The sequence below is a fragment of the Rhodocytophaga rosea genome (assembly GCF_010119975.1).
GTDB lineage: Bacteria > Bacteroidota > Bacteroidia > Cytophagales > 172606-1 > Rhodocytophaga > Rhodocytophaga rosea.
Genome location: NZ_CP048222.1, coordinates 1,298,342 through 1,321,256, shown reverse-complemented (window position 1 = coordinate 1,321,256; position 22,915 = coordinate 1,298,342). Strand labels below are relative to the sequence as shown.

The 22,915-nt window shown below is 38.9% G+C and carries 12 protein-coding genes and 1 pseudogene; 8 read left to right on the top strand and 5 right to left on the bottom strand.

The window, feature by feature from the left end; genetic code table 11:
• Window positions 1-105: 105 nt before the first annotated feature.
• Window positions 106-960, top strand: a complete 855-nt coding sequence (locus GXP67_RS05690; protein ID WP_162442261.1) for a CPBP family intramembrane glutamic endopeptidase — start codon at window positions 106-108, stop codon at window positions 958-960.
• Window positions 961-998: 38 nt separating this feature from the next.
• Here GXP67_RS05690 and GXP67_RS05685 read toward each other — a convergent pair whose 3' ends face one another.
• Complete coding sequence (locus GXP67_RS05685; protein WP_162442260.1) at window positions 999-1,457, bottom strand: transposase; 459 nt, start codon at window positions 1,455-1,457, stop codon at window positions 999-1,001.
• A 572-nt stretch (window positions 1,458-2,029) separates the two neighbouring features.
• Window positions 2,030-2,191 carry an IS3 family transposase gene (locus GXP67_RS38185; RefSeq protein WP_394351959.1) on the bottom strand — a complete coding sequence of 54 codons (162 nt, stop codon included), beginning with the start codon at window positions 2,189-2,191 and terminating at the stop codon, window positions 2,030-2,032.
• A gap of 545 nt (window positions 2,192-2,736) precedes the next feature.
• Between GXP67_RS38185 and GXP67_RS05675 the strand changes: the two are divergent.
• Window positions 2,737-3,920, top strand: a pseudogene (locus GXP67_RS05675) (THUMP domain-containing class I SAM-dependent RNA methyltransferase).
• A gap of 99 nt (window positions 3,921-4,019) precedes the next feature.
• Here the strand turns inward: GXP67_RS05675 and GXP67_RS05670 are convergent.
• Window positions 4,020-4,787 carry an IS5 family transposase gene (locus tag GXP67_RS05670; RefSeq protein WP_162442259.1) on the bottom strand — a complete coding sequence of 256 codons (768 nt, stop codon included), beginning with the start codon at window positions 4,785-4,787 and terminating at the stop codon, window positions 4,020-4,022.
• 376 nt (window positions 4,788-5,163) lie between these two features.
• On the opposite strand from GXP67_RS05670, the gene GXP67_RS05665 reads away from it, so the two are divergent.
• On the top strand, window positions 5,164-5,553 hold the full coding sequence (locus GXP67_RS05665; RefSeq protein ID WP_162442258.1) for a hypothetical protein: 390 nt from the start codon (window positions 5,164-5,166) through the stop codon (window positions 5,551-5,553).
• Between the two features lie 224 nt (window positions 5,554-5,777).
• On the opposite strand, the gene GXP67_RS38180 is transcribed toward GXP67_RS05665, so the two are convergent.
• The gene (locus tag GXP67_RS38180) at window positions 5,778-5,963 is read right to left on the bottom strand and encodes a transposase (protein WP_162447810.1); all 186 of its coding nucleotides are present in this window, start codon (window positions 5,961-5,963) and stop codon (window positions 5,778-5,780) included.
• A 27-nt stretch (window positions 5,964-5,990) separates the two neighbouring features.
• Window positions 5,991-6,539, bottom strand: a complete 549-nt coding sequence (locus GXP67_RS05655) for an IS5 family transposase (RefSeq protein ID WP_162442257.1) — start codon at window positions 6,537-6,539, stop codon at window positions 5,991-5,993.
• 255 nt (window positions 6,540-6,794) lie between these two features.
• Between GXP67_RS05655 and GXP67_RS05650 the strand changes: the two genes are divergently transcribed.
• From GXP67_RS05650 to GXP67_RS05630, 5 genes are all read left to right on the top strand, one after another.
• Window positions 6,795-10,961 (top strand): hybrid sensor histidine kinase/response regulator transcription factor, encoded by a 4,167-nt coding sequence (locus GXP67_RS05650; RefSeq protein WP_162442256.1) that lies wholly within the window; start codon window positions 6,795-6,797, stop codon window positions 10,959-10,961.
• 330 nt (window positions 10,962-11,291) lie between these two features.
• Window positions 11,292-16,046 (top strand): PA14 domain-containing protein, encoded by a 4,755-nt coding sequence (locus GXP67_RS05645; RefSeq protein WP_162442255.1) that lies wholly within the window; start codon window positions 11,292-11,294, stop codon window positions 16,044-16,046.
• 393 nt (window positions 16,047-16,439) lie between these two features.
• Window positions 16,440-17,339: a TraB/GumN family protein gene (locus GXP67_RS05640; RefSeq protein WP_162442254.1), complete on the top strand. Its 900-nt coding sequence runs from the start codon at window positions 16,440-16,442 to the stop codon at window positions 17,337-17,339.
• Window positions 17,340-18,069: 730 nt separating this feature from the next.
• On the top strand, window positions 18,070-22,590 hold the full coding sequence (locus GXP67_RS05635; RefSeq protein ID WP_162442253.1) for a RecQ family ATP-dependent DNA helicase: 4,521 nt from the start codon (window positions 18,070-18,072) through the stop codon (window positions 22,588-22,590).
• A complete protein-coding gene (locus tag GXP67_RS05630) occupies window positions 22,550-22,882 on the top strand; it encodes a hypothetical protein (RefSeq protein ID WP_162442252.1) in 333 nt (110 codons plus the stop codon). Before GXP67_RS05635 ends, GXP67_RS05630 begins: the two co-directional genes overlap by 41 nt.
• Window positions 22,883-22,915 lie beyond the last annotated feature (33 nt).

Sequence of the window (22,915 nt, the reverse complement as noted above, 5' to 3'; positions counted from 1 at the left end):
ACAATGCACATGGAGTTTATATCCATTCACTTTAAAGACATTTGCCTTTCACCCCAGGCGTGCATATGCTTAACCGAATCAAAGCGACAACAAATCGAAAAAATTATGAATGCATTAATCAAAAGAGTACTGTATTTTCCAGTTACTAAAATTATTATAGGAATTAGCGTTTGCTTTTCACTATTTGTAGTTATACAAAACTTTGTATTAAAACCATTTTTTTATAGCATTATTCAAGATAAAAGTATTGCTGACCCAATTATTATTTTTGTTTCTTCAATACTATTATTAGTTAGCTATTACAATTTATTCCGTTTATATGATAAAAGAAAAATTACCGAACTATCCATAAAATATTTACCCAAAGAAATGTTTGGGGGGGTTATTTTTGGTTTTTTGACAATTTCATTATCTATTTTCATTTTATACTTATTAGGCCACTATCAGGCTTTTAGTATTACAACTACTCACTACTCAGCAAGATTTTTCACTGTATTAATATTTGCTGCCTTAGTTGAAGACTTATTTCATAGAGGATTAATCGTAAGAGAGATAGAAAATTGGTTAGGCTCTAACATAGCCATTGTCATGGCAATGTTGGTAGAATTACAACACATTTTCAATCCCAACTCCAACTTATTTAGCCTTTTTTATTATTTGATTTGGGGGTTTACAATGGCTATGATGTTTATATATACCAAAAGAATATGGCTACCTTTTTTCTTCCATGTAGGCTGGAATTTTGCTCAGCCTTTTTATGGCTCCAATCTCACAGGGACAAATGATATGGGCAGTATTATTCAATCTGAATTTACAGGTCCTGAATTATTAACAGGGGGTGCAACTGGAATTGAAGGTTCAATTTTTACTGCATCTTTTCTATTATTTATCGGAATAGTACTCTATTATCTTGCCAAAAAAGAGGGCAAAATTGTAAAAGGTAAATTGTTTAAAAGATGAATTTAAAAAATGCCTTTTTAGGTCTTAATAACTATTTTTCACCAAAGATTATAGGTGAAGTAAATGATCAATATATTAAATTCGTAAAAATAAAAGGACAAGAAGTCCCTTGGCATGTAAGGCTCCCGGTTTTTCGGACAGATGGCAGACAGAAAACTAGTACAATTATGAGTTTCAAGAAAGGGGTCTGGCTGTTGCACAACGTAGCGGAGCACAAAATAAAGGATATGAACTTGCTTTTGAGTAAGAATTTGAACATTAGATTTAGGATGAGTAAAGCAAGAGAGCAGTTTCTGCAGATTGTAAGCGGTAGCTGACATGAGCATAAACTTATGAGCGGCTTGTTTTCCTTTGGTATTGCTTCTTTTCATGCCGTAGTAATTGAGTAAACTGCCAAAAACAGGTTCTACGGTAGACATCCTTCGTCCTATCATTTTTTTGCCTTCTTTGCTTTCTACCCGCTCCTGCATGCGTAATGGACCGATGATGCGGAGCATCAGATCCAATGATAGTGGCGGTAGACACTAAAAGTGAGGCTTTGCCGCCTTTTATTGCCACAGCATACTTTTTGAAAGGACACTCTTTACAATCCTTCACCCGGGCATGATAATAATGAGTAGCAAAACCTTTTTCTATTCTAATACCATAGTAGTAGAGCAACTTTTCATTGCGACAGATATAGGCGTTTTGTGTTGGATCTTAATGGAAACCTTCTCTGACCGGATGATAACTACCTGGTAAAGAAATGAAGCCTTTAATCTTTTTGGCTTCTAAAAAGCATGGAGCCGATGCTCAGGCACGTAGCAGGTCCGTTTTCCCCTGATCCGAAGCCTGTATCTGCTAATAAATATTGACCAGGCAGACCGTATTGTTTGAGTATACTAGACAGGTTATTTACTATTTCCACTAAATGTCATGCGTCCTTTTCATCTGCTAAATCAGCCTGCATGTGAGTAATCACATGGCGAACGGATGGCAAAGCACACCCAATGTATCTACAGCCATATTAGAAAGGTAGTATAAACGAGAAGGTTTGCCCTGGACTTGCAACAAAATTGTGGACAATAAATTAAGCTGCTAATTTTATATTTAATAAATAAGTTTCCATTTCTTGTGGCGTTCTGTACCCGAGTGAAGAATGCAATCTTTTCCTGTTGTACCATATTTCTATATATTCAAACACAGCAGTTTTAGCTTCTTTTATTGTTTGAAGTTTGTTTTCATAAACCAAATCACTTTTTAGGGTTTTAAAAAAACTTTCTGCTACAGCATTATCCCAACGGACCTAAGATGAAATCTTATTTCAGGTCCATTAGCTTTTCTGCTCATACTTCTTACAATTTTTGCATGGCTTTCCAGTAGATTTTTGAACTCTGTACAGGCATATTGGATGCCTCTATCAGAATGAAATATCAATTCCTCTTCAACATGTCTGTTTTTGATAGCCATCTTGAAGGCAGCAATACTGGTAGTATAAGCTTTCATGTTTTCACTTGGACCTAAGATCAAATCTTATTTAAGGTCCGCCCATCCAATTACTTTATGATCTGCCAGGTCTATTACTATTATTAAATACAGCCATCCTTCATCTGTAGGTATATAAGTTAGGTCACCTTGTTTATGCAAGCAATCCAGCTAATCTTCCTTACCTGAAAGAGGCTAAGACTCTTACTATGAACAGTGATAAAAAGTGTTGATAAATAATCTATAAGTTAAATAGATAACCTATCTTCAAGCCTTTAAAGTAATTTAGGTAAAGGCTCTATTGAAGGTTATATGGCACAAGAAAACATACAGGAGTTTACCATGGTAGCTAAGACCATTTCCGGTTTGGAGGCTATCTTAGCTGAGGAGTTGTTGAGTTTAGGGGCAAAAAACATTGAAAAGCACAACCGGGCCGTAAGCTTTGTGGGCGATACAGGCTTCATGTACAAAGCTAATCTAAACCTGCGGACGGCTTTGCGAGTATTGAAGCCAATTAAGCATTTTCTGATAAAAAATGAGCAGCACTTATATAATCAAATCCGAACCATTAACTGGGCTCAATATATAGATGTAAGTGATACATTGGCTATTGATTGTGTACTGAGTTCGGACCTTTTCAAGCATTCGCAGTTTCTTGCCCAGAAAGCAAAAGATGCCATTGTGGATCAGTTCCGGGAGGCTTTTGGGGCACGTCCTTCAGTGGATCTACAAAGACCCACCTTGCGGATCAATCTGCATATCAAAAATGATCAGTGTAGTGTTTCCTTAGATTCCTCTGGAGAATCCTTACATAAAAGAGGCTACCGGAAGCAAACTAATCTGGCCCCCATCAATGAAGTGCTGGCTTCCGGATTGGTTTTACTTAGCGGATGGGACAAAATATCCACCTTGATAGATCCCATGTGTGGGTCGGCCACCATTCTCATCGAGGCAGCCTTGATAGGCCGCAATATTCCTGCAGGCTATTACCGGGAAGAATTTGGGTTCCAACGATGGAAAGAGTATGAGCCAGATTTGTGGGATCGTATTTACAAGGCATCTGTCAAAAGAATTACTAACAAAAGTATTGAATTGATAGGGATTGAAATTTCAAGTAACGTAGCAAGAAAAGCCAGGGAAAACATCAAACTAGCTAAACTGGAAGATATAATCAGGATTCACAATACTTCATTCCAGGCGTTTGAACCACCCACTGGTCCCGGCGTACTGATTATGAACCCCCCTATGGGGAACGTATGCACTTGGAAGAAGACATTAATAGCCTCTACCAAAGTATTGGCGATACGTTTAAGAAGAAATACCAGGGCTATAGAGGCTGTGTAATAAGTTCCAATTTGGAAGCTTTTAAGCATGTAGGCTTACGTGCATCGCGCAAGATCATTGTTTTTAATGGTCCGTTAGAATGTCGTTTTGTATGTTATGACATGTATGAAGGCACCAAACGAGTGTTTACATCCAAAGAAGGGGCTTCTTAATAATAGTATATCAACTGTGCATCCACTGCAATTTACTTCGGAAAGCTATTGTTAGGCTTCCTGTATTTTGTAGGGGACTTTAGAGAATGTTTTGAAATATTATTCGGTTTTTCTTTTGAGCAGAGTATCAATAAAGGCTAATTGTAGCATGGCTTCCGAACTTTCTGTGCTTTTTTCAAAATCACGGCTCAACCTACGCTTAAAATTGAGCCATCCGTAGCTACGTTCCACTACCCAACGGCCCCCTGCCGGGACAAAGCCTTTCACGCTTTCAGGCTTTTGTACAATTTCTACACTCCATCCATATTGTTTTTTCACTTCTTCCACAAAAGTCTCTGTGTAGCCATTATCTGCTTTCAGGGTATGCAGGCGGGCGGACTTGCCCTTCAACTTAGCTGCTAACTCATATCCTGCTGTGGTGTCTGATATATTAGCAGCTGTAATATGCACCGCCCAGGGGATACCTAAACAGTCCACAGCCAGATGTCTTTTTCTGCCATTCACTTTTTTATTGCCATCTATGCCTTTATCCTGACTGGTAAATTGTATAATCTTAACACTTTGGCTATCAATGGCCAACACGCTTGGCAGGGCTTGTCTGCCTGCTTTTTTTCTTTCTCTGCCTGCTAAAAAAGCTAACAACTCTTCAATAATGCCCCGCTTTTTCCACTGCCTGAAATGATAGTAAATGGTTTGCCAGGGTGGGTACTTACTTTCCATATTGCGCCATTGGCTGCCCGTAGTTAGCAGCCAAAGCAGTGCATTGATTATCACCCGTTTTTCATGTTTAATCTTTCTTTGGTTATCAATTATTTCCTTGATAACTTCCCATTCAGGGTCAGTGAGCGCAGAGAATTTTTCTTGCATAAACTTGATGATTAGACACCTCAAGTTTACTCACTGATTCTTTCTTTTACCCTATTTTTATTCTTCCAAAACGTTCTCTTAGGAATAAAAATATAGTTTGAGCAAATTCATCCGTATTTCAATTATTTTACAGAGATAGGGAAGTTAATCAAACTCCCCCTATTGAATTACTACTTACCATTAATATTCTTCTTGTTGGCCGCTATCCCAAAAACAGAAGCTTAATATAGAAAACAAATATACCTACTTAGCTACTATATCTTACATTTTGGAGCTAAGTGGTTAGTTTTGGGAGTTGTTACTTTCCATTGTGGCAAAATTATTAAGTCATGCATGGGCTTTGATAGAGAGCCGTGCCTACTCTTATATTTAAACGATGATCCTATTTCAACAACCCTATCTGACTATTGAGTACGATGCACAGAGCAAATGCTTAAGCCAGCACTGGAAAGGCTATGCTAAATCTGAGCAGTTTCGGGCAGGTATTACCAAATCCATTGAACTCTGCCAGAAACATAAGCCTAGTAAACTGATCAGCAATACCAAAGAATTGGCTATTGTTACTCAAGAAGATACCCAATGGGCGGCTACCTATGCCACCCCTATGATGGTGCAGCATGGCTTAAAGCATATGGCTTTTATTGTACCCAGCAATGTGTTCACACAGGCTTCTGTTAAAAGCTTCAAGAGTGAAGCTGAGGATAAATTACAGATTGCCTACTTTGATGAACTTACCAAAGCACAGGATTGGCTAGCAGGTATTTAGGCATTGCAGAACAAAGACTTGCTTAAGTGATATGCTTTCACAGCAAAGCTTTCCCTATTGCACAACCTAGTCATAGTAGTAGGGTAAATTGTCAACTGATAGCAGCAAACTATTCGTTTTACTGGTAAAGATGTACCATTGCTTTATAAATGGGTATATTCAGTGCTATCTTTGTAGCTTCTTTTCAAAAACTTATTGCCTATAAGAAGGTGTTTGGAAATAGTTTAGGCAATTTTTGATAAAATGATATTGATAAAGGCTAATTCTATAAAACAAGCAGCAGAAGCGGGAGTTCTTTCATAATCTTTGGCCAACATTCGGTAATGATTCAACCAGGCAAAAGACCTCTCTACTTGCCATCTTCCCTTTTGAGGAACAAATCCTTGCTTGGAAGGAGGTTTTTGTGAGATGTCTACTTTCCACCCATAGTAATAAGTTTAAGAGACAAACTCACCTTTATAAGCGGCATCTGAACAGATCAAGCTTAGCCGTGTGCAGCTTTTGAGTTGTGGTAATAATTCAAAGCCTGCTATGGCATCTGTTTCATTAGCAGCACCTACATAAATCGCCCAGGGTAAACCTAAACTATCGACAGCAAGGTGCCTTTTTCTGCCATCTATTTTCTTATTGCCATCTACACCTACCTGTCCGGAAAAACAGCCACATTGTTTTACACTTTGACTATCAATGGCTACTCGAGAAGGCTGTTCTTGCCGCCCTTGTCTTTGCCGTTCCTTTTTCACTAACATCTTCCGCACTTGCTGCCAGACTCCGTTGTGTTGCCACTTATAAAAATAATAAGCTACCGTTTGCCAGACAGGATAGTGAGTTTGAGACAAATTCCGCCACTGACTTCCAGTTCTGGTCAGCCACAGGCAAGCATCCACTACACGCTTTAAACAAACTTTTCTCTTTCGTCCATCATCTACTATGTTTTTAATAACTTGCCATTGACTATCAGTCAGGTTTTCATGTCTTTCATACATGGAGTAACTTTTTGTTTCGCAAACTCAAGTTACCGGCTGATTGTCTTTTTGCAAATTCCTAATAAACTCTTCTTCTATTTCCAAACACCTTCTTACTTATAATCATCTATTGATATAATCATCTATTGAGACACTTCAATGTTTAACTACAGTTGAGAATCAAATATTCAGTTCCTATCAAAAATGTTATTATCGATAGTAAAATTTAAACCTTGTTTTACGTAATTTTTCCAGATTACCTGTTATTTTACAGTCTTGAGCGATCATCCTTACTATAGAGTGAAAATATTAATTATCTGGTGTCTTCTATTTTTTATTCATTTTCATCCAGTTCTAAGCCAATCATCATCTATTCAGTTTGATCGTATTACCACAGAACATGGCCTTTCTCATAGTTATATCAAGTGTATCATCCAGGATAGGCAAGGATATATGTGGTTTGGTACCAAAGATGGGCTCAATCGATACGATGGTTATACATTCATAGTTTATAAACATCTTAGTGATGATACCACCTCAATTAGTAATAGTGAAATTAGGGCACTCTATGAAGATAAATCAGGCGATATATGGGTAGGTACATCTGAGGGATTAAATAAATTTGATAAAGCAACTGGTAAATTCATAAGATATTTACACGATCCATCCAATAAAAAGAGTATTAGTGATGATTACATTCAAGGTTTATATCAGGACACATCAGGTGTAATTTGGATTGGCACCTACCAGGGTTTAAACAAATATGATAAAGCTACAAATTCTTTTATTTTATATCAGCATAAGCCTTCAGGGGATGATTGGGCAGAAAATTTCATCCATACTATACATGGTGACAAAAAGGGTAATATTTGGGTGGGTACAAATAAAGGCTTAAGTAAATTCAATCCACAAACAGGCAGTTTTATACGTTTTGGTGAAAAAATTAATAAAAGCAATGATCAAAATTTTGTAAACACAGTTCTTGGAATAAGCGAAGATCATCATGGTGACTTGTGGTTAGCAACCCTGGGAAAGGGTTTGCAACAATTTAATATCACAAACCAAACATTCATTCAATATACCTATTCAGATAGCAATCCCTCGAGTATAAGTAACAACTATATCCTTTCTGTTGATATAGATACCTTTGGTAATATCTGGGCAGGCACTCAAAACCATGGGCTAAATAAACTAGATACTAATACGGGCAAATTTACACATTACAAGCATGATACTGAGAAAATGGGTAGCATCGCTGAGAATTCAGTTACTTCCATTTTTGTAGATCGCTTTCATGTTTTATGGGTAGGAACTTATGCAGGAGGCTTAAGTAAATACGATTTATTTACAAAACAATTTTTACTCGTTAAGCATAACCCTAGAGATAGTACTTCATTGATTGATAATCTAATTTACTCTATGTATGAGGACCAAAATCATGTGCTTTGGGTGGGTACTCCTAAAGGATTAGATAAGTTAGATAGAAGAGAAAATACTATCACCCACTTTAGATATAATTTATCAGCTTCAAATAGAACTAGCAGTACTACGATTCACAGTATTTATACAGATAAAAAAGGGGATGTATGGTTAGGCCTGGGTGGAGCTGGCTTAAGAAAAGTAGATGCTCAAACAAAACAAATAAAAACTTATTTTTATGATCCTAGAGTTGCACATACTCTTCCGCATAATTTTGTAAGCGTTATTTATGAGGATCAACACAACAGGTTGTGGATCGGGACTCAACGAGGCTTAGCTCAATTTGATAATATCACTAGTAAATTTATCCGGTATAGATTTTCTTTTTCTAAGGATACTCCATCTAAAATTAATCATATCGCCGAAGATAAGAAAGGTTTGTTATGGATGGCTACTGATAGTGAAGGACTTGTTAGGCTGGATATAACTGCCGGAGTATTTACACAATTCATTCCTGCTGATGCTAGCCTCGCTCAAGCATCTTTTAATGTAATATATAATCATATTGATAAAGAAGGCAATATTTGGATTAGCCTGGCCACCGGAGGCTTATATAAATTTAACCCAACTACTTCTTGTTTTACAAAAAATCAACTACCAAGCTACCCATCAACAGTTTTCAATGGAATTACTGAAGATGAAAAAGGGAATTTATGGTTGACTAGCACGAGTAATGGGGTATTTAAATTTAATACAAAAACCAAGGTGCTTCGCAATTATGACGGCAAGGATGGTTTGCAGGGTAAAGAGTTTTATAAGGCGTTGTGTAAAGGGAAAAAAGGAGAGATATTTATAGGAGGAAATAAAGGAATGAATATTTTCCATCCAGATAGCATTCGGGATAATCCCTTTTATCCTCTTGCAGTCATTAATACATTCAAAGTGTTTGATCAGCCCAAAGATCTTTCAAACAATACCCTCACCTTACCATATCACGATAATTATCTCTCCTTTGATTTTGCTGCCTTGCATTATGCACAACCAGAAAAGAATTCTTGTAAGTACATGCTTGAAAACATAGATAAAAAATGGGTGCAGGCAGGTAACAGACATTATGCTTCCTATCCTAATCTCGAACCTGGTAAATATATATTCAAAGTAAAAGCAGCAAATGCAGATGGCGTATGGAGTAAAAATACAGCAACAATTACAATTATTATTACTCCACCCATATGGAAAACTACCTGGGCTTATATACTGTATGTCATTGTTGGTATAACTGTATTGTACCTAGGCAAGCGATATGTTATTTATCAGGAAAGATTAAAAACTGATTTGAAGCTTAAAAGAGTCGAATCAGAAAGATTACTGGAGATGGATCAAATAAAATCAAATTTTTTTACCAATATATCTCATGAATTTCGCACACCCCTTACTCTAATTATTAGTCCTTTGGAGCAAATGCTATCTGAAGAAAATCCCAGAAAAGAATTTCATAGCATGTATAGGAATGCTAAACGCCTGCTGCAACTCATCAACCAGTTATTATACATTACTAAATTAGAATCTAAAGGGATTACCTTAACCTATGCCCCTGGAGAGCTAATACATTTTATCAAGAACTATGTAAGTTCTTTTAGATCGCTAGCTGAAAGCCGGCAGATTATACTTAATTTTTTCCATGAGCCTGATGAAATATTTACCAGTTTTGATCAGGATATACTCGAAAAAATTATATATAACCTCCTCTCCAATGCTATTAAATTTACCAGGGAACAAGGGATAATAACAGTAGATGTTATTTTACATGCAAACTCATCCGTGCATGAAAAAAAATACATAGAGATAAAGGTAGAAGATACTGGAATTGGCATACCAGCTGATAAAATTCATTTAATTTTTAACCGGTTTTATCAAATTGACAGTTCACATACACGATCCTTTGAAGGAACCGGGATTGGCCTTTCAATCACCAAAGAACTGGTAGAATTACATGGAGGTAGAATTAATGTTAAAAGTACAGAAGGCGAAGGAACTTGCTTTATAATACAGTTGCCCTTCGTAGAGGTGGACAAACAACATAATATAACAAAAAAAGAAAGTACCACTGAAAAAGAGAAAACTGATGACGGCTTGTTAATTCCAACATCTGTCACAGAAGATTCAAACATCCAAACGCAAACAGACATACCAAAACCCATCATGCTTATCGTGGAAGATAATGCAGATCTTAGAGCTTATGTCCGAAATATGTTCACTGAATCTTATCACATCTATGAAGCTAGTGAGGGCATAGAAGGCCTGCGTATCGCTACCACTATCCTTCCCGATATAATGATAAGTGATGTGATGATGCCTAATATGGATGGAATAAAGCTCTGTAAGCAGCTTAAAGCAGATGAGAGAACAAGCCATATTCCCATTATATTACTCACTGCTAAAGCTGTAGTAGAGGATAAGCTGGAAGGGTTGGGAACGGGAGCAGATGACTACATAGTAAAACCATTTCATGCCCAGGAACTCCTGCTACGGGTGAATAATCTAATTGGGCAACGCAATAAAGTACGGGAACATTTCAGCCGGATGTTTAACCAACAAAGTTCTCCTAAAAAAATAGTAAATAGTATCCCTTTTGTAACAAAAGAAAAAGTAACGCAGGAATCCCCACCCCCTAGTTTAAGTCCGGCAGAAGAGAAGTTTTTAGAAAAAGTAATCCATATCATAGAGCAACATCTAGCAGACCCAGCGTTTAGCGGCGAAATCCTGGAAAAAGAAATAGATATGAGCCATCTGCAATTATACAGAAAGATGAAAGCTATAACCAATCAGGCGCCGGGCGAATTTATCCGAAAATACCGGTTAAAGAAAGCGGCTTTGCTTTTGAGTCAGAAACAATTTACTGTCTCACAAGTGGCATATCAGGTAGGTTTTACCCATATGTCTCACTTTACCAAAAGCTTCCGGCAAACATATCATATTACTCCCTCTGAGTATGCGGATCAGCATAACAAATTGGATGAGTAGCACTTATTTTATAGAGTTTTAATTCCTGCTCATACATAAAAAGCAACGAATGTATAAAAATGATAGTGCCTGAAATAATAATGTTAGAAATTGATATGAAACTGTTAGAGATTGATACAAAATCGTTACTAGCGTTTGAGCTCTTTCAGTAGTTTTGAGCAATAGACTATACTTAGGTAAAGAAGAAATAAAAACTTAACTAACCCTTTTAAAGCTTAAAACAATTAAGCAGAATCGCCTCTCTGCTCAGGTAAGTTTTCAACCGATCTATACACTTTTTTAAACCATTATATTGACAGAATTTTTAAAGTTTAACCGCCGCTATTTATTATGAAACACATTTTATTGAATTGTCCCAATGATGAAAACACCAGCTTTAAAAGCACTTTTACCTTTTCAATCAAATTAATTCTGTTCTCCTTATTTTTTTTAGCCCTTACTCACCTGGATGGCTATAGCCAGACACCTACTAAACAATGGGATAAAACCATTGGAGGAGATGCTAACGATACAATTAAAGTAACCATTGCTATCAGAGAGGGTGGATATTTACTGGCAGGCACTTCTTTTTCAAATACTGGGCAGGATAAAACTCAGCCAAGCCGGGGAGGTGCTGATTACTGGATGGTAAAAACCGATATGCAAGGCAATAAACTATGGGATAAACGCTTTGGCAGCCCTGATAACGACTTCCTCACAGCCGCCATACAAACTACCGATGGTGGTTATTTACTGGGCGGCTATACCCTTTCAGGAGCCGGGGGAGATAAAACAGAAGCAAGCCGGGGTGGAAATGATTACTGGGTTGTAAAAACTGATGCCCAGGGCAATAAGCTATGGGACAAGCGTTTTGGGGGAACAGATGAAGATAGACTGACTGCCCTGCTCCAATATTCGGATGGAACCTATTTGCTGGCTGGCAATTCAAATTCTGAGCAAGGAGGCGATAAGTCTCAGGAAAGTAAAACCGGAGAAGATGAATTTAGAAATTATTATGATCCTTGGTTGATAAAGGTCAGCAGTAGTGGCGTAAGGCTCTGGGATAAAACACTCGGAAATTATGATGAAGATGGTGTAGCTACCATTGTTCCTACCTCAGATGGAGGTATTCTGCTGGGAGGGTCTGAACTCTTAATTAAATACCCAGGATACGAGTATGATCTTGAAAATTATATCTTACTAAAAGTAGATGCCAATGGCAATGAGCAATGGAACAAAAGGTTTGGCGCAGATGCATCTGATGTTTTAACTACAGTCCTGCCAACCACAGATGGAGGCTACTTGTTGGGGGGATCTTCTAGGTCAGAGCAGTTGGGAGATAAATCTGAAGCCAGCCGAGGTTGGTATGACTACTGGGTTATAAAAACTGATGCCCAAGGCAATAAGCAATGGGACAAAACCTATGGAGGAAACCAGACAGACTGGCTCCGCTCTATTTTTAAGACACCAGACGGAGGTTATCTGCTGGCAGGATATAGTAATTCTGCATCGGGATCTGAAAAAACAGATGCTGGGAAAGGTTTAATAGATTTCTGGCTCGTCAAAATAAATGGTACTGGTGTTAAACAATGGGATAAAACTTTTGGGGGAACAGGTACAGACCTATTTAGTTCGCTTCTACAAACAGCCGATAATGGCTACTTATTGAGCGGTTATTCAAATTCTGCTACCAGTGGTGATAAAACCAGCGCAAGTAAAGGCGGATTTGATTTCTGGCTATTAAAAACTATGGGTACTATCGCTGAGCCTGTAACCTGTGTAACGAGCGGCACAATACTGCGTGAATTCTGGAGCAATGTTGCGGGAAAAACAGTGGCTAATATCCCTGTTTCTACCACGCCTACTTCCAGCAGTCAACTCACTTCTTTTGAAGGGCCAACCAATGCCGGTGACAACTACGGCCAACGCATCAGGGGATATTTGTGTGCGCCAGCTTCAGGTACTTATACTTTCTATATTGCCGCTGACGAAAGCGCTGAACTATGGCTCTCTACTGATATAAACTCATTAAATAAGTTAAAGATCGCATCAGTGCCTTCCTTTACCGGGGTAAGAGAATGGAGTAAATATCCTTCTCAAAAGTCGGTAGCTATCTCTTTAGTAGCAGGCAAGAAATACTATATTGAAGCTTTGCATAAAGAAGAACTAAATGGAGACAATGTAGCCGTAGGCTGGCAACAACCCGGGCAAACGGCTATTACTGTTATTCCAGGGAATGTGCTCTCTCCGGTGATTCCCCCTTATATTGAAATAGCCACTCCGATACAAAATACTACTTTCGCTCCTGGTTCTACTATTACTTTCACCGTAAATGCTGCTGACATAGATGGAAGCATACAAAAAGTGGAATTTTTTAATGGAAACACCTTAATAGGGCAAGATGTTACCTATCCTTACAGTATCACCTTTCCTGCACCAACTGTGGGCACCTATACCTTACTAGCTAAAGCAACCGATAACACCAATACTATATCCGCTTCTTTACCTGTAACTATTCATGTAAGCGAAAATATTTCCGGCAAAAAACAATGGGATAAAACCTATGGGGGCAACAGTTATGAACAGTTTGGTACGATCATCCCTACCTCAGACGGCGGTTATTTGATGGGAGGAAGTTCCAGTTCAGGCATGAGTGGCGACAAAACAGCGCCTAATCGTGGAGGTGTTAATTCTGGTGGTGACTACTGGATTATAAAAACCGATGCGAATGGAAATAAACTCTGGGACAAAACCTATGGCGGAATATATGGTGATGATCTCACCTCCATCGTTCAAACAAGTGATGGAGGCTATCTGCTGGGAGGAAGTTCCGGTTCACCCGTCAGTGGTGACAAAACAGCCCCCAACATAAAAGACTCAGATTTCTGGATCGTAAAAATTGATAAAAATGGAAATAAACTATGGGATAAAACCTATGGCGGCACTTCATATGATAATTTAAGTTCTGTTTTACCCACAAATGATGGAGGATTCTTATTAGGAGGCAGCCGTTGGTTTGTAGATAATAATGATCCTCTTTCCTCTGGTGATCCTGACTACTGGATCATTAAAATTAATGCCGATGGCGTTGAACAATGGAATAAACGATATGGCGGAGATAACTATGGCTATTTCAGAAATGAATTATCTGCTATGATACCAACGGCAGATGGCGGGTATCTTCTGGGAGGTTATTCGGATTCAAAAAAAGGGGGGCAAAAAACAGAGGATAGACGGGGATATGATGATTACTGGGTTGTAAAAATCGATGCGAATGGAAATAAACTCTGGGATAAAACTGTGGGAGGTTCCTCAACAGATCGGTTATACGATCTTGTCCAGGCAAGCGACGGAGGCTATCTACTGGCAGGTAGTTCTTATTCTGGTGCCAATGGAGATAAAACAGAACCCAACCGTAATACTTCCGGAAACGGCGAAATAGAATTATCAGATTATTGGCTAGTAAAACTAAATAAGAATGGAATCAAAGAATGGGATAGAACCTATGGAGGTAATGCCTATGATGATTTAAAAGCTGTAGTTACAGATTCAGAAGATAATTTTTTATTGGGAGGAAGTTCTTCCTCTGGCATTAGTGGAGAGCATACAGAAATGAGCCGGGGAAACAGTGATTTCTGGCTTGTAAAGATAGATAAAACAGGAAAAATAGTATGGGATAAGTCTTATGGAAATACAGGCTATGAGTATGGATCATTTCTTTTACCTGCTATTGGCGGTGGGTATATTCTGGGTGGAAATTCGGATTCTAATGCAGGGAATGAAAAATCTGAGGACAGTAGGGGAGTATCTGATTATTGGATTGTAAAAACCTTTGCAGAAACATCGCCTATTACGTGCTCAGCCAGTGGCAGTATCTTGCAGGAAAAGTGGCTTAATATAACAGGCAGTTCGGTAAGTGCCATTCCGGTTACGACTTCGCCTAGTTCTTCCTCTCAGCTTACTTCCTTTGAAACTACGCCTAACCAGGGCGATAACTATGGTGAGCGCATCAGAGGCTATCTGTGTGTACCTGCTACCGGCAGCTATACCTTTTACATTGCAGGCGATGATAAATGTGAACTGTGGCTTTCTACAGATGATGACCCTGCCAAGAAAGCTAAAATTGCTTCTGTACCTTATTTTACAGGCGTGAAAGTGTGGAATAAATACGCTGAACAGAAGTCAGTAGCCATCACTTTAGTGGCAGGTAAGAAGTACTACATCGAAGCCCTGCACAAAGAAGCCACCGGTGGCGATAATCTCTCTGTGGGCTGGCAAACTTCTTCTATAGCTGCGATCACAGTGATTCCCGGAAGTGTGCTTTCTCCCTATGTTCCGCAACTGACAGGCAAAATCACAAGAGAGTTCTGGGCTAATCTCACCGGCTATCAGATCAGCAATATTCCCCTTACCACACCTGCTACCACCACCGATCAGATCACTATCTTTGAGCGGGCTACTAATCAGGGCGACAACTATGGCGAGCGCTTCAGAGGCTATCTCCACCCACAGGTGAGTGGCAATTATCGCTTCTTTGTTGCAGGTGATGATAAAGCTGAATTATGGCTTTCCACAGATGAAGATCCCTCCAAGAAAACCAAGATTGCTTCGGTGACCGCTTATACTGCTCTGCGGCAGTGGGATAAATATGCCTCTCAGCAATCAGTAGTGATAGCCTTGGTAGCCGGCAGGAAGTATTACATTGAAGCCTTGCACAAAGAAAACACCGGTAACGATCATATCTCTGTGGGGTGGCAATTGCCCAATCAATCTACTATTGCAGTCATTGCAGGCACATACCTTTCTCCTTTCCTTACTTCTCCCACTTCTAGCATCGCCAGAGTAGGGGTGGAAGAAAGCTTTGAAAGTAAAGTAAGTTTGTATCCCAATCCTTTTGAAGACAAGCTGATCTTATCTACTCAGCAAGCAGGCAAACACTACATCACTATAATAGATAATTTAGGCAGAATTGTCTATCAAAGCTCCACTCATGTGACCGGTGTAGAAACAACTTTTGACCTTAATCATTTGAAAGCAGGGGTATACGTGGTGAAAGTTTCTACAGAAGAAGGAAAAATACAGGTGAGTAGAGTAGTCAAAAAATAGTACGCTCGCTTATCTGTTCTATTCATCAAAGCCGGGAGGGAATTGTCTTCTCCCGGCTTTGATGTGAAAAAGAGTAGCTTACCTCCACTATGGTCCTGATATTATAATTGAAGTTACAGCGATTGTCTAGGTTTAGATAATATTATCACTTTTGGCTATTGAAAAATAAGATTTTCTGAAGTCTTATAAATGGAATAATGATAAATAGGCATTAGGCTCAGTAATACCAAATTCCCCTTTCTTGATACTGAACATATGGGCAAGAGGGGAAAGAAAATGTTTAATAAATCTGTGCCCTATACGCATAGGAATTACAGTTAATTTTTGTCAACTTATATCAGCCGTATACTCAATAGCTTTCTTTTCGTTTTTAATCAATTTTATTGCAACCTAATGTTCAAAAGAAAGATACTTCCCAACCCTGTTTTTTTAATGTTGCTCATTACGTTGAGTAGTAAACTCATGGCACAGGTTCCAACAGAAAAAAGCCTGCTATGGAAAATATCCGGAAAAGAACTTGCTCACAATTCCTATTTGTTTGGAACGGTGCATGTAATTGATTCCACTCATTTTTTTATGCCCCAGGTTTGGATAGATTCTTTCGAGGCATGCCAAGTATTTGTTACCGAAAATAATAATGAATCCTGGAAATTAAGAGAAGTAAGGCAGGCCGCACGACTACAAAGGTATCCCAAGGGAGGAACCATTGCGCAGGATTTAAACGAGGAGGATTTTAGGAGATTAAACAAGTTTTTAAAAGATAGTCTCCAGCTTACCAATAAAAAAATCAAACAAGTGCTGCGATTGAAACCTTATGTTTTATTGAGTGCGCTGTCTAACAATAAACCGGGTACGAAAGGCTATGAAACGGAATTTATCCGCATGGCACGAAACAGAAAACTGCCTATCCAAGCACTAGCAACACCCACGCAAACGCTAGGGTATTTGGAAAAGGTGGATAAACATCTGTTTCTTCAACAGATTGTAAGTGATGTCTCAGCAGAGGCAAAACGTGCTACTAGGAAAGGTGTTGATTCCATGACTATGGCCTATTTACAACAAGATTTGCCTACTCTCCACAGGCTCAATGAGCAAGGCAATGCCGTATCATTTTTTGAGGTAATGGTTAATGAGCGAAATAAACACTGGATATTGGCAATAGAGAAAATGATAGCTACGCAGCCAACCTTTATAGCCGTGGGTGCCGGGCATTTAGGCGGTCAAGGGGGAGTAATTCATTTGTTACGCAAGCAAGGCTACAGCGTACTCCCGGTCTTTTCTAAACCTAACTAAATTTGATAAATTGAAACAAGCTACAGCTGCTTTCGGCTATATCCTAACGTAAATTGTGTCAAACTTGCCCTTTTTCGGAGTGTAGTAAAGAAGAAAAGTGTGGAGATGACGCCGAAAAGTGTATAGGTTGGCAGTTACGAGAAAGGGGGAATTAAATTAACTCAATTTTTCAGGTAGCAACAATTTAAGTTCTAAGCAAATTATTATTGATGGTTAATCTACTTTCCACTTTTTTGTAGCAAGTTCAGTTTACAAAAAGGTGAACAATACTAAAGTACACCTGCTTTACTGCTGTAGCCTACTACAACCAAAAAATCTAAAGACTTAGCCGTTTATTGAGAGCCTCCTGCCGGACTCGAACCGGCGACCTGCTCATTACGAATGAGATGCCTGTATATTGTAAATCAATGCATTATAGTATTTAGGTCTGAAATAGGTCTCGAAAAATAATATTGAAATTTTATTATTTATATTTTTTCACTAGGAAAAACAATCCAATCTACTAAGCTTGGCTAATGAAATATTATACCCAAAAGTAGTGCTTGTTGAATGGTAGCATCTCTTCTGTGCTATGTTTTTGTTTCCAGTCTGAGTTAGCAATATCATATATATTATCATGGAGGATTATAAACAAGGTTTTGTTAATAGATGGATACTATAAAAGAAACCATTTACTAAAATTTTGTATTAATTCTATTATTTAAGCGTTACATGCATAAGAGGTATCTTCATGAATCATATCTTATTTTTTGATTTGGAAGTAGAGGAGAAATCCGGGCGGATCAAGGATATTGGTGCTATTTACAATACTTACACCTTTCATAAAACCTATCTAACCGAATTCGAGCTGTTCAGTCAGGAGGCCTTGTTTGTTTGTGGACATAACATCCTGGCGCATGATCTCAAATTTTTAAAGGATAGCACACTTTCTCCTGCCTTTTTTGACAAAGGATTCATTGATACTTTATATCTTTCTACCCTGCTCTTTCCTCAGAAACCATACCATCGTCTAGTTAAAGATTATAAATTGCTGAGTGAAGAAATAAACAATCCGCTTACAGATGCCATACTTGCTAGTGAGGTATTTACAGATAGTGTGGCTCAGTTCCAACATCTGCCTGTACAGCATCGGGATATATATTTCCACTTGCTGAGTCCTTCAGAGATATTTAATGCTTTTTTCCAGGCTATTCATTACAGGGCTAATTATTCTGATGAGCAGCTGATCGCTTTGATAAAAGAGCAATTCGGGGCAAAACTTTGTATCAATGCACCTTTCACGCACTTAATTGCCAAGCATCCCATTGGGTTAGCGTATGCGCTTGCCATTATTTCTACTAGTGAGGCGGATTCCATTATTCCGCCCTGGTTACTACACAAATTCCCTACGCTAAGTGAAACTATCCATAGATTACGCCTCCACCCCTGCAAGGATGAGCATTGTCAGTATTGCTACCATAGTTTAGATCCCCGCAAGGCACTAAAACGATTTTTTAAGTATGATGATTTCAGAAGGTTCGCTGCTGATGAAGAAATCTCTATACAGGAACGGGTAGTCCGCTCAGCCCTCAACAATCAATCCTTGCTTGCTATTTTTCCTACTGGTGGCGGTAAATCCCTAACCTTTCAATTGCCCGCACTCATGATCGGGGAGGCCAATCGGGCGTTAACCGTTGTGATTTCTCCTTTGCAATCTTTAATGAAAGATCAGGTGGATGTCTTGCTAAAACGGTTTGAAGTGACAAGTGCCGTTACTATCAATGGTATGCTTTCCCCGCTAGAGAGAAGTGAAGCGATTGAACGCGTATCGAGCGGAGAAGCTCAAATTTTGTATATTGCTCCGGAAGCCCTCAGGTCCAAAGTCATTTTTGATCTGCTGCTGAACCGCTCGATTGCCCGGTTTGTCATCGATGAAGCCCATTGCTTTTCTAGCTGGGGGCACGATTTCCGGGTAGACTATTTATATATCGGAGAATTTATTGGAGAGTTGCAGCAAGCTAAAAAGTTAGAGGCTCCAATTCCTGTTTCCTGTTTTACTGCTACCGCTAAACCTGCGGTAGTGGAAGATATTTGCAGCTATTTTAGGGAGAAACTTTCGCTCAAGCTCCATATTTTCCGCTCAGATGCTAAACGGGTGAATCTTAGTTATCGTGTGGAAGAAACATTGACAGAAGAGGTAAAATACCTGAAACTACAAAACCTGCTTTCACTCAACGATGAGCCTAAGATTGTCTATGTGGCCAGAACAAAAATGGCAGAAATACTGGCTCAACGTTTAACAAGAGATGGCTTCCAGGCCCTTGCTTACCATGGACAGATGGAGAGTAAAGAAAAAATCCGCTGCCAGGAGGCATTTATGAATGGGGACATCCAGGTAATAGTAGCTACTACTGCTTTTGGGATGGGGGTAGATAAGGATAATGTGAGTATGGTTATTCACTATACCATCTCTGATTCTCTGGAGAACTATGTACAGGAAGCAGGGCGGGCTGGCAGAAAACCTGATTTACAGGCAAGTTGTTATGTGCTTTTTGATGAAAATGACCTGAATAAGCATTTTGCCTTGCTTACGCAAAACAAGCTGAACAGAAAGGAGATTGCCGATCTCTGGCGAGGAATTAAGCGTTTAACTGAGTACCGGACTAAAGTTTCTAAATCGGCTCTGGAGCTAGCGAAAGCTGCTGGCTGGGATACGGATATCAGGCAGCTGGAAACCAAGGTTACCTCCGCTATTGCAGCTTTAGAAGATTGTGGCTATTTAAAAAGGAAACAAAATATCTACCGCATATTTGCTAATAGCTTTCTTGTAAAAGATGTCAATGGGGCCAATGAAATTATCAACCGTTCTACCTTACTGCTAGGAAAAGATAAAGAACATGCCATCCGGATGGTACAGCGGATGATTAAAGCGGATGAAACAAGAGTAGACTACCTGTCAGAAACACTAGCTATTTCGAAGGAGGATATTATGCGTGTCCTGGGTCTGCTCAGGCAGGAGGGTATTATTGGAGATGCAAAAGATTTAACTGCTTTTGTAGATCACTCCCCATCATCTACTCATTTTATTAACCGGTTTACAAGGTATGCAGCCATCGAAAAGAGGTTAGTAGCCCTTCTGCCGATACATTCTGGCATCCTGCATCTCAAGCAAATCAATGAGAAGTTACACGAAGATGGTATAAAAGATGCGTCCATTGATGCAATAAAAGATATATTAAATTTCTGGCAAATACGCAGGTATATTCATAAAGAACGCCTGGCTAAAACGCTGCATACGTACTTGATCACCCTTAAAAAAGAGGCTAACTTTCTACATTCTGTAATTGATAACCGGTTGAGCCTGGCAAAAGCCATCATCGACTATTTTTCAACCAAGCTTACCACATTCATACCAGATAAAGAAGATATTGATACAAGGGAAGTACTCCTTGAGTTTTCTGTGCTTGAATTACAAAAAGCCATTGAGAAAGACCTGCGTATATCTCCTGCTGGCTTTTCCCTATCAGAATATGAAGAAGCCTTACTGTATTTAAATGCCATCTCGGCTTTGAAATTAGAAGGAGGTTTTTTGATTCTCTACAAGCCCTTAGTTATCGAGCGAACGGAGAAAAATCCCAAAAAACAATATACAAATGAGGATCATGAGAAGCTGGATAAGTTTTACCAAAACAAAACACAGCAAATTCATATAGTGGGGGAGTATGCGAAGAAAATGATTACAAGCTATCAGGAGGCTTTACAATTCACGGATGATTATTTTACCTTAGACTATAAAGCCTTTCTGAAGAAGTATTTTCCTGGCAGGAGTAATGAAATCTCAAGACCCCTTACACCCAAAAAGTTCAAAGCTATTTTTGGTAGTTTATCTACTGAGCAGCTGCAAATTATACAAGATAATCAAAGCAAGCACATTTTGGTGGCTGCAGGGCCAGGCAGTGGAAAAACCAAAGTGCTAGTGCATAAAGTAGCCTCTCTACTGATGCTAGAAGATATAAAGCCAGATCAATTCCTGATGCTTACTTTTTCCAGAGCGGCTGCCTTGGAATTCAAAGAGCGGCTATATGAGCTGATGGGCAATGTGGCGTATTATATGGATATTCATACCTACCATTCCTACTGCTTTCATTTGATGGGAAGAGTGGGCACGCTTGAAAAATCAGAAAGTGTACTAAGGGAATGTATTGTGCAAATACAAGAGGGCAGGATACCCGAAAGTAAAGTAGGGGGTAAGAGTGTAGTGGTGATAGATGAGTTTCAGGATATTAATGAGGAAGAGTATGCATTATTACTAGAAATTACCTCTCGTAGTGAGAAAATCAGGGTGTTAGTAGTAGGAGATGATGATCAAAACATTTATGAGTTTAGAGGTTCATCGGTGAAATATATGCAGGCATTTGCCCGGCTACCCGAGACAAAACGGTATGAGCTGTTAAAAAACTTCCGGAGTAAACATAATGTAGTGGCCTTTGCTAACAAGTTTGCAAGTACCATATCCAATCGAATGAAAAAGCTGGATATCGTAGCCAATACTGCAGAAAATGGAGAAATCAGGCTATATAAGTATTTCTCCAATAATCTTATTACGCCATTAGCGAATGCTGTGGCAAGCCAAAAACTTTCAGGCACAACCGCTGTTCTTACCTTTACCAATGAGCAGGCTTGCCTGGTAGAATCTGCGCTCAGACAAAAAGGGATAGCTGCCAGGTTAATTATGGCTCATGAAGGATTTAGCATAGCTGATTTACTGGAGATAAAAGATTTTACAGAGCTGCTGCTCTATAAAGGAGAGGAAAATGTAGAACTCATTATAGATGAGCATTGGATAGCTACCAAACAAGCCGTTATCACGCAATATCATGCGTCTAAAACCCTATGGCTTTTCGGGGCGGTAGTGGATTGCTTTGAGCGAAACTACCCCAAAAAACGGAAGTATGCCTGGATAGAATTTTTGAAAGAATCCCGCTTCGAAGACTTCTACTATCCAGAGCAACAAAGTATTACTGTCTCTACCATGCATAAAGTAAAGGGAAAGGAATTTGATCATGTGTTTGTATTATTGGACGGTTTTAAAATGAAAGAGGATGCAGCAAGGAGGTTAGTATATGTAGCCATTACCCGGGCAAAACAATCCCTTTCCATTCATACCAATATTTCCCATTTTGATCATATCCGCGTTCCTGAGATGACTATTGAGGTAGATCATACAAATTATGCTAGGGCTACCGAAGTTAAGCCTGCATCTAACCCATAAAGATGTATATCTGAGTTATTTTAAATCAACATCGGTAGCGGCTGCTATTGATTTGATGCTTGCCGGGGAAAAGCTGTCTTTAGAAGAAGATGGATCTACCTTGACTAATGCAAAAGGCAAAAAGGTAGTGACTTTATCCAAAGAATTTCAGAAAAGAATTAAACAGCAGATAAGAGCGGGCTATCAAATCAAAGATATGGAAGCGAATTTCATCGTCTATTGGAAAGATCCTGAAGATACCAAAGAATATAAAATACTTCTACCCAAATTGATGCTAAGCAAGCATCATTAACTTTGTCAACACAAATAATTCTTTCAACACAAA

What these genes read in the sequence shown, in the direction of transcription:
- GXP67_RS05655 (WP_162442257.1), bottom strand. Translation starts at nt 6,539, where the DNA reads ATGTATGAAAGACATGAAAACCTGACTGATAGTCAATGGCAAGTTATT.
- GXP67_RS05685 (WP_162442260.1), bottom strand. Translation starts at nt 1,457, where the DNA reads ATGCTCCGCATCATCGGTCCATTACGCATGCAGGAGCGGGTAGAAAGC.
- GXP67_RS05635 (WP_162442253.1), top strand. Translation starts at nt 18,070, where the DNA reads ATGAATCATATCTTATTTTTTGATTTGGAAGTAGAGGAGAAATCCGGG.
- GXP67_RS05665 (WP_162442258.1), top strand. Translation starts at nt 5,164, where the DNA reads ATGATCCTATTTCAACAACCCTATCTGACTATTGAGTACGATGCACAG.
- GXP67_RS05690 (WP_162442261.1), top strand. Translation starts at nt 106, where the DNA reads ATGAATGCATTAATCAAAAGAGTACTGTATTTTCCAGTTACTAAAATT.
- GXP67_RS05640 (WP_162442254.1), top strand. Translation starts at nt 16,440, where the DNA reads ATGTTCAAAAGAAAGATACTTCCCAACCCTGTTTTTTTAATGTTGCTC.
- GXP67_RS05670 (WP_162442259.1), bottom strand. Translation starts at nt 4,787, where the DNA reads ATGCAAGAAAAATTCTCTGCGCTCACTGACCCTGAATGGGAAGTTATC.
- GXP67_RS05630 (WP_162442252.1), top strand. Translation starts at nt 22,550, where the DNA reads ATGCTAGGGCTACCGAAGTTAAGCCTGCATCTAACCCATAAAGATGTA.
- GXP67_RS05645 (WP_162442255.1), top strand. Translation starts at nt 11,292, where the DNA reads ATGAAACACATTTTATTGAATTGTCCCAATGATGAAAACACCAGCTTT.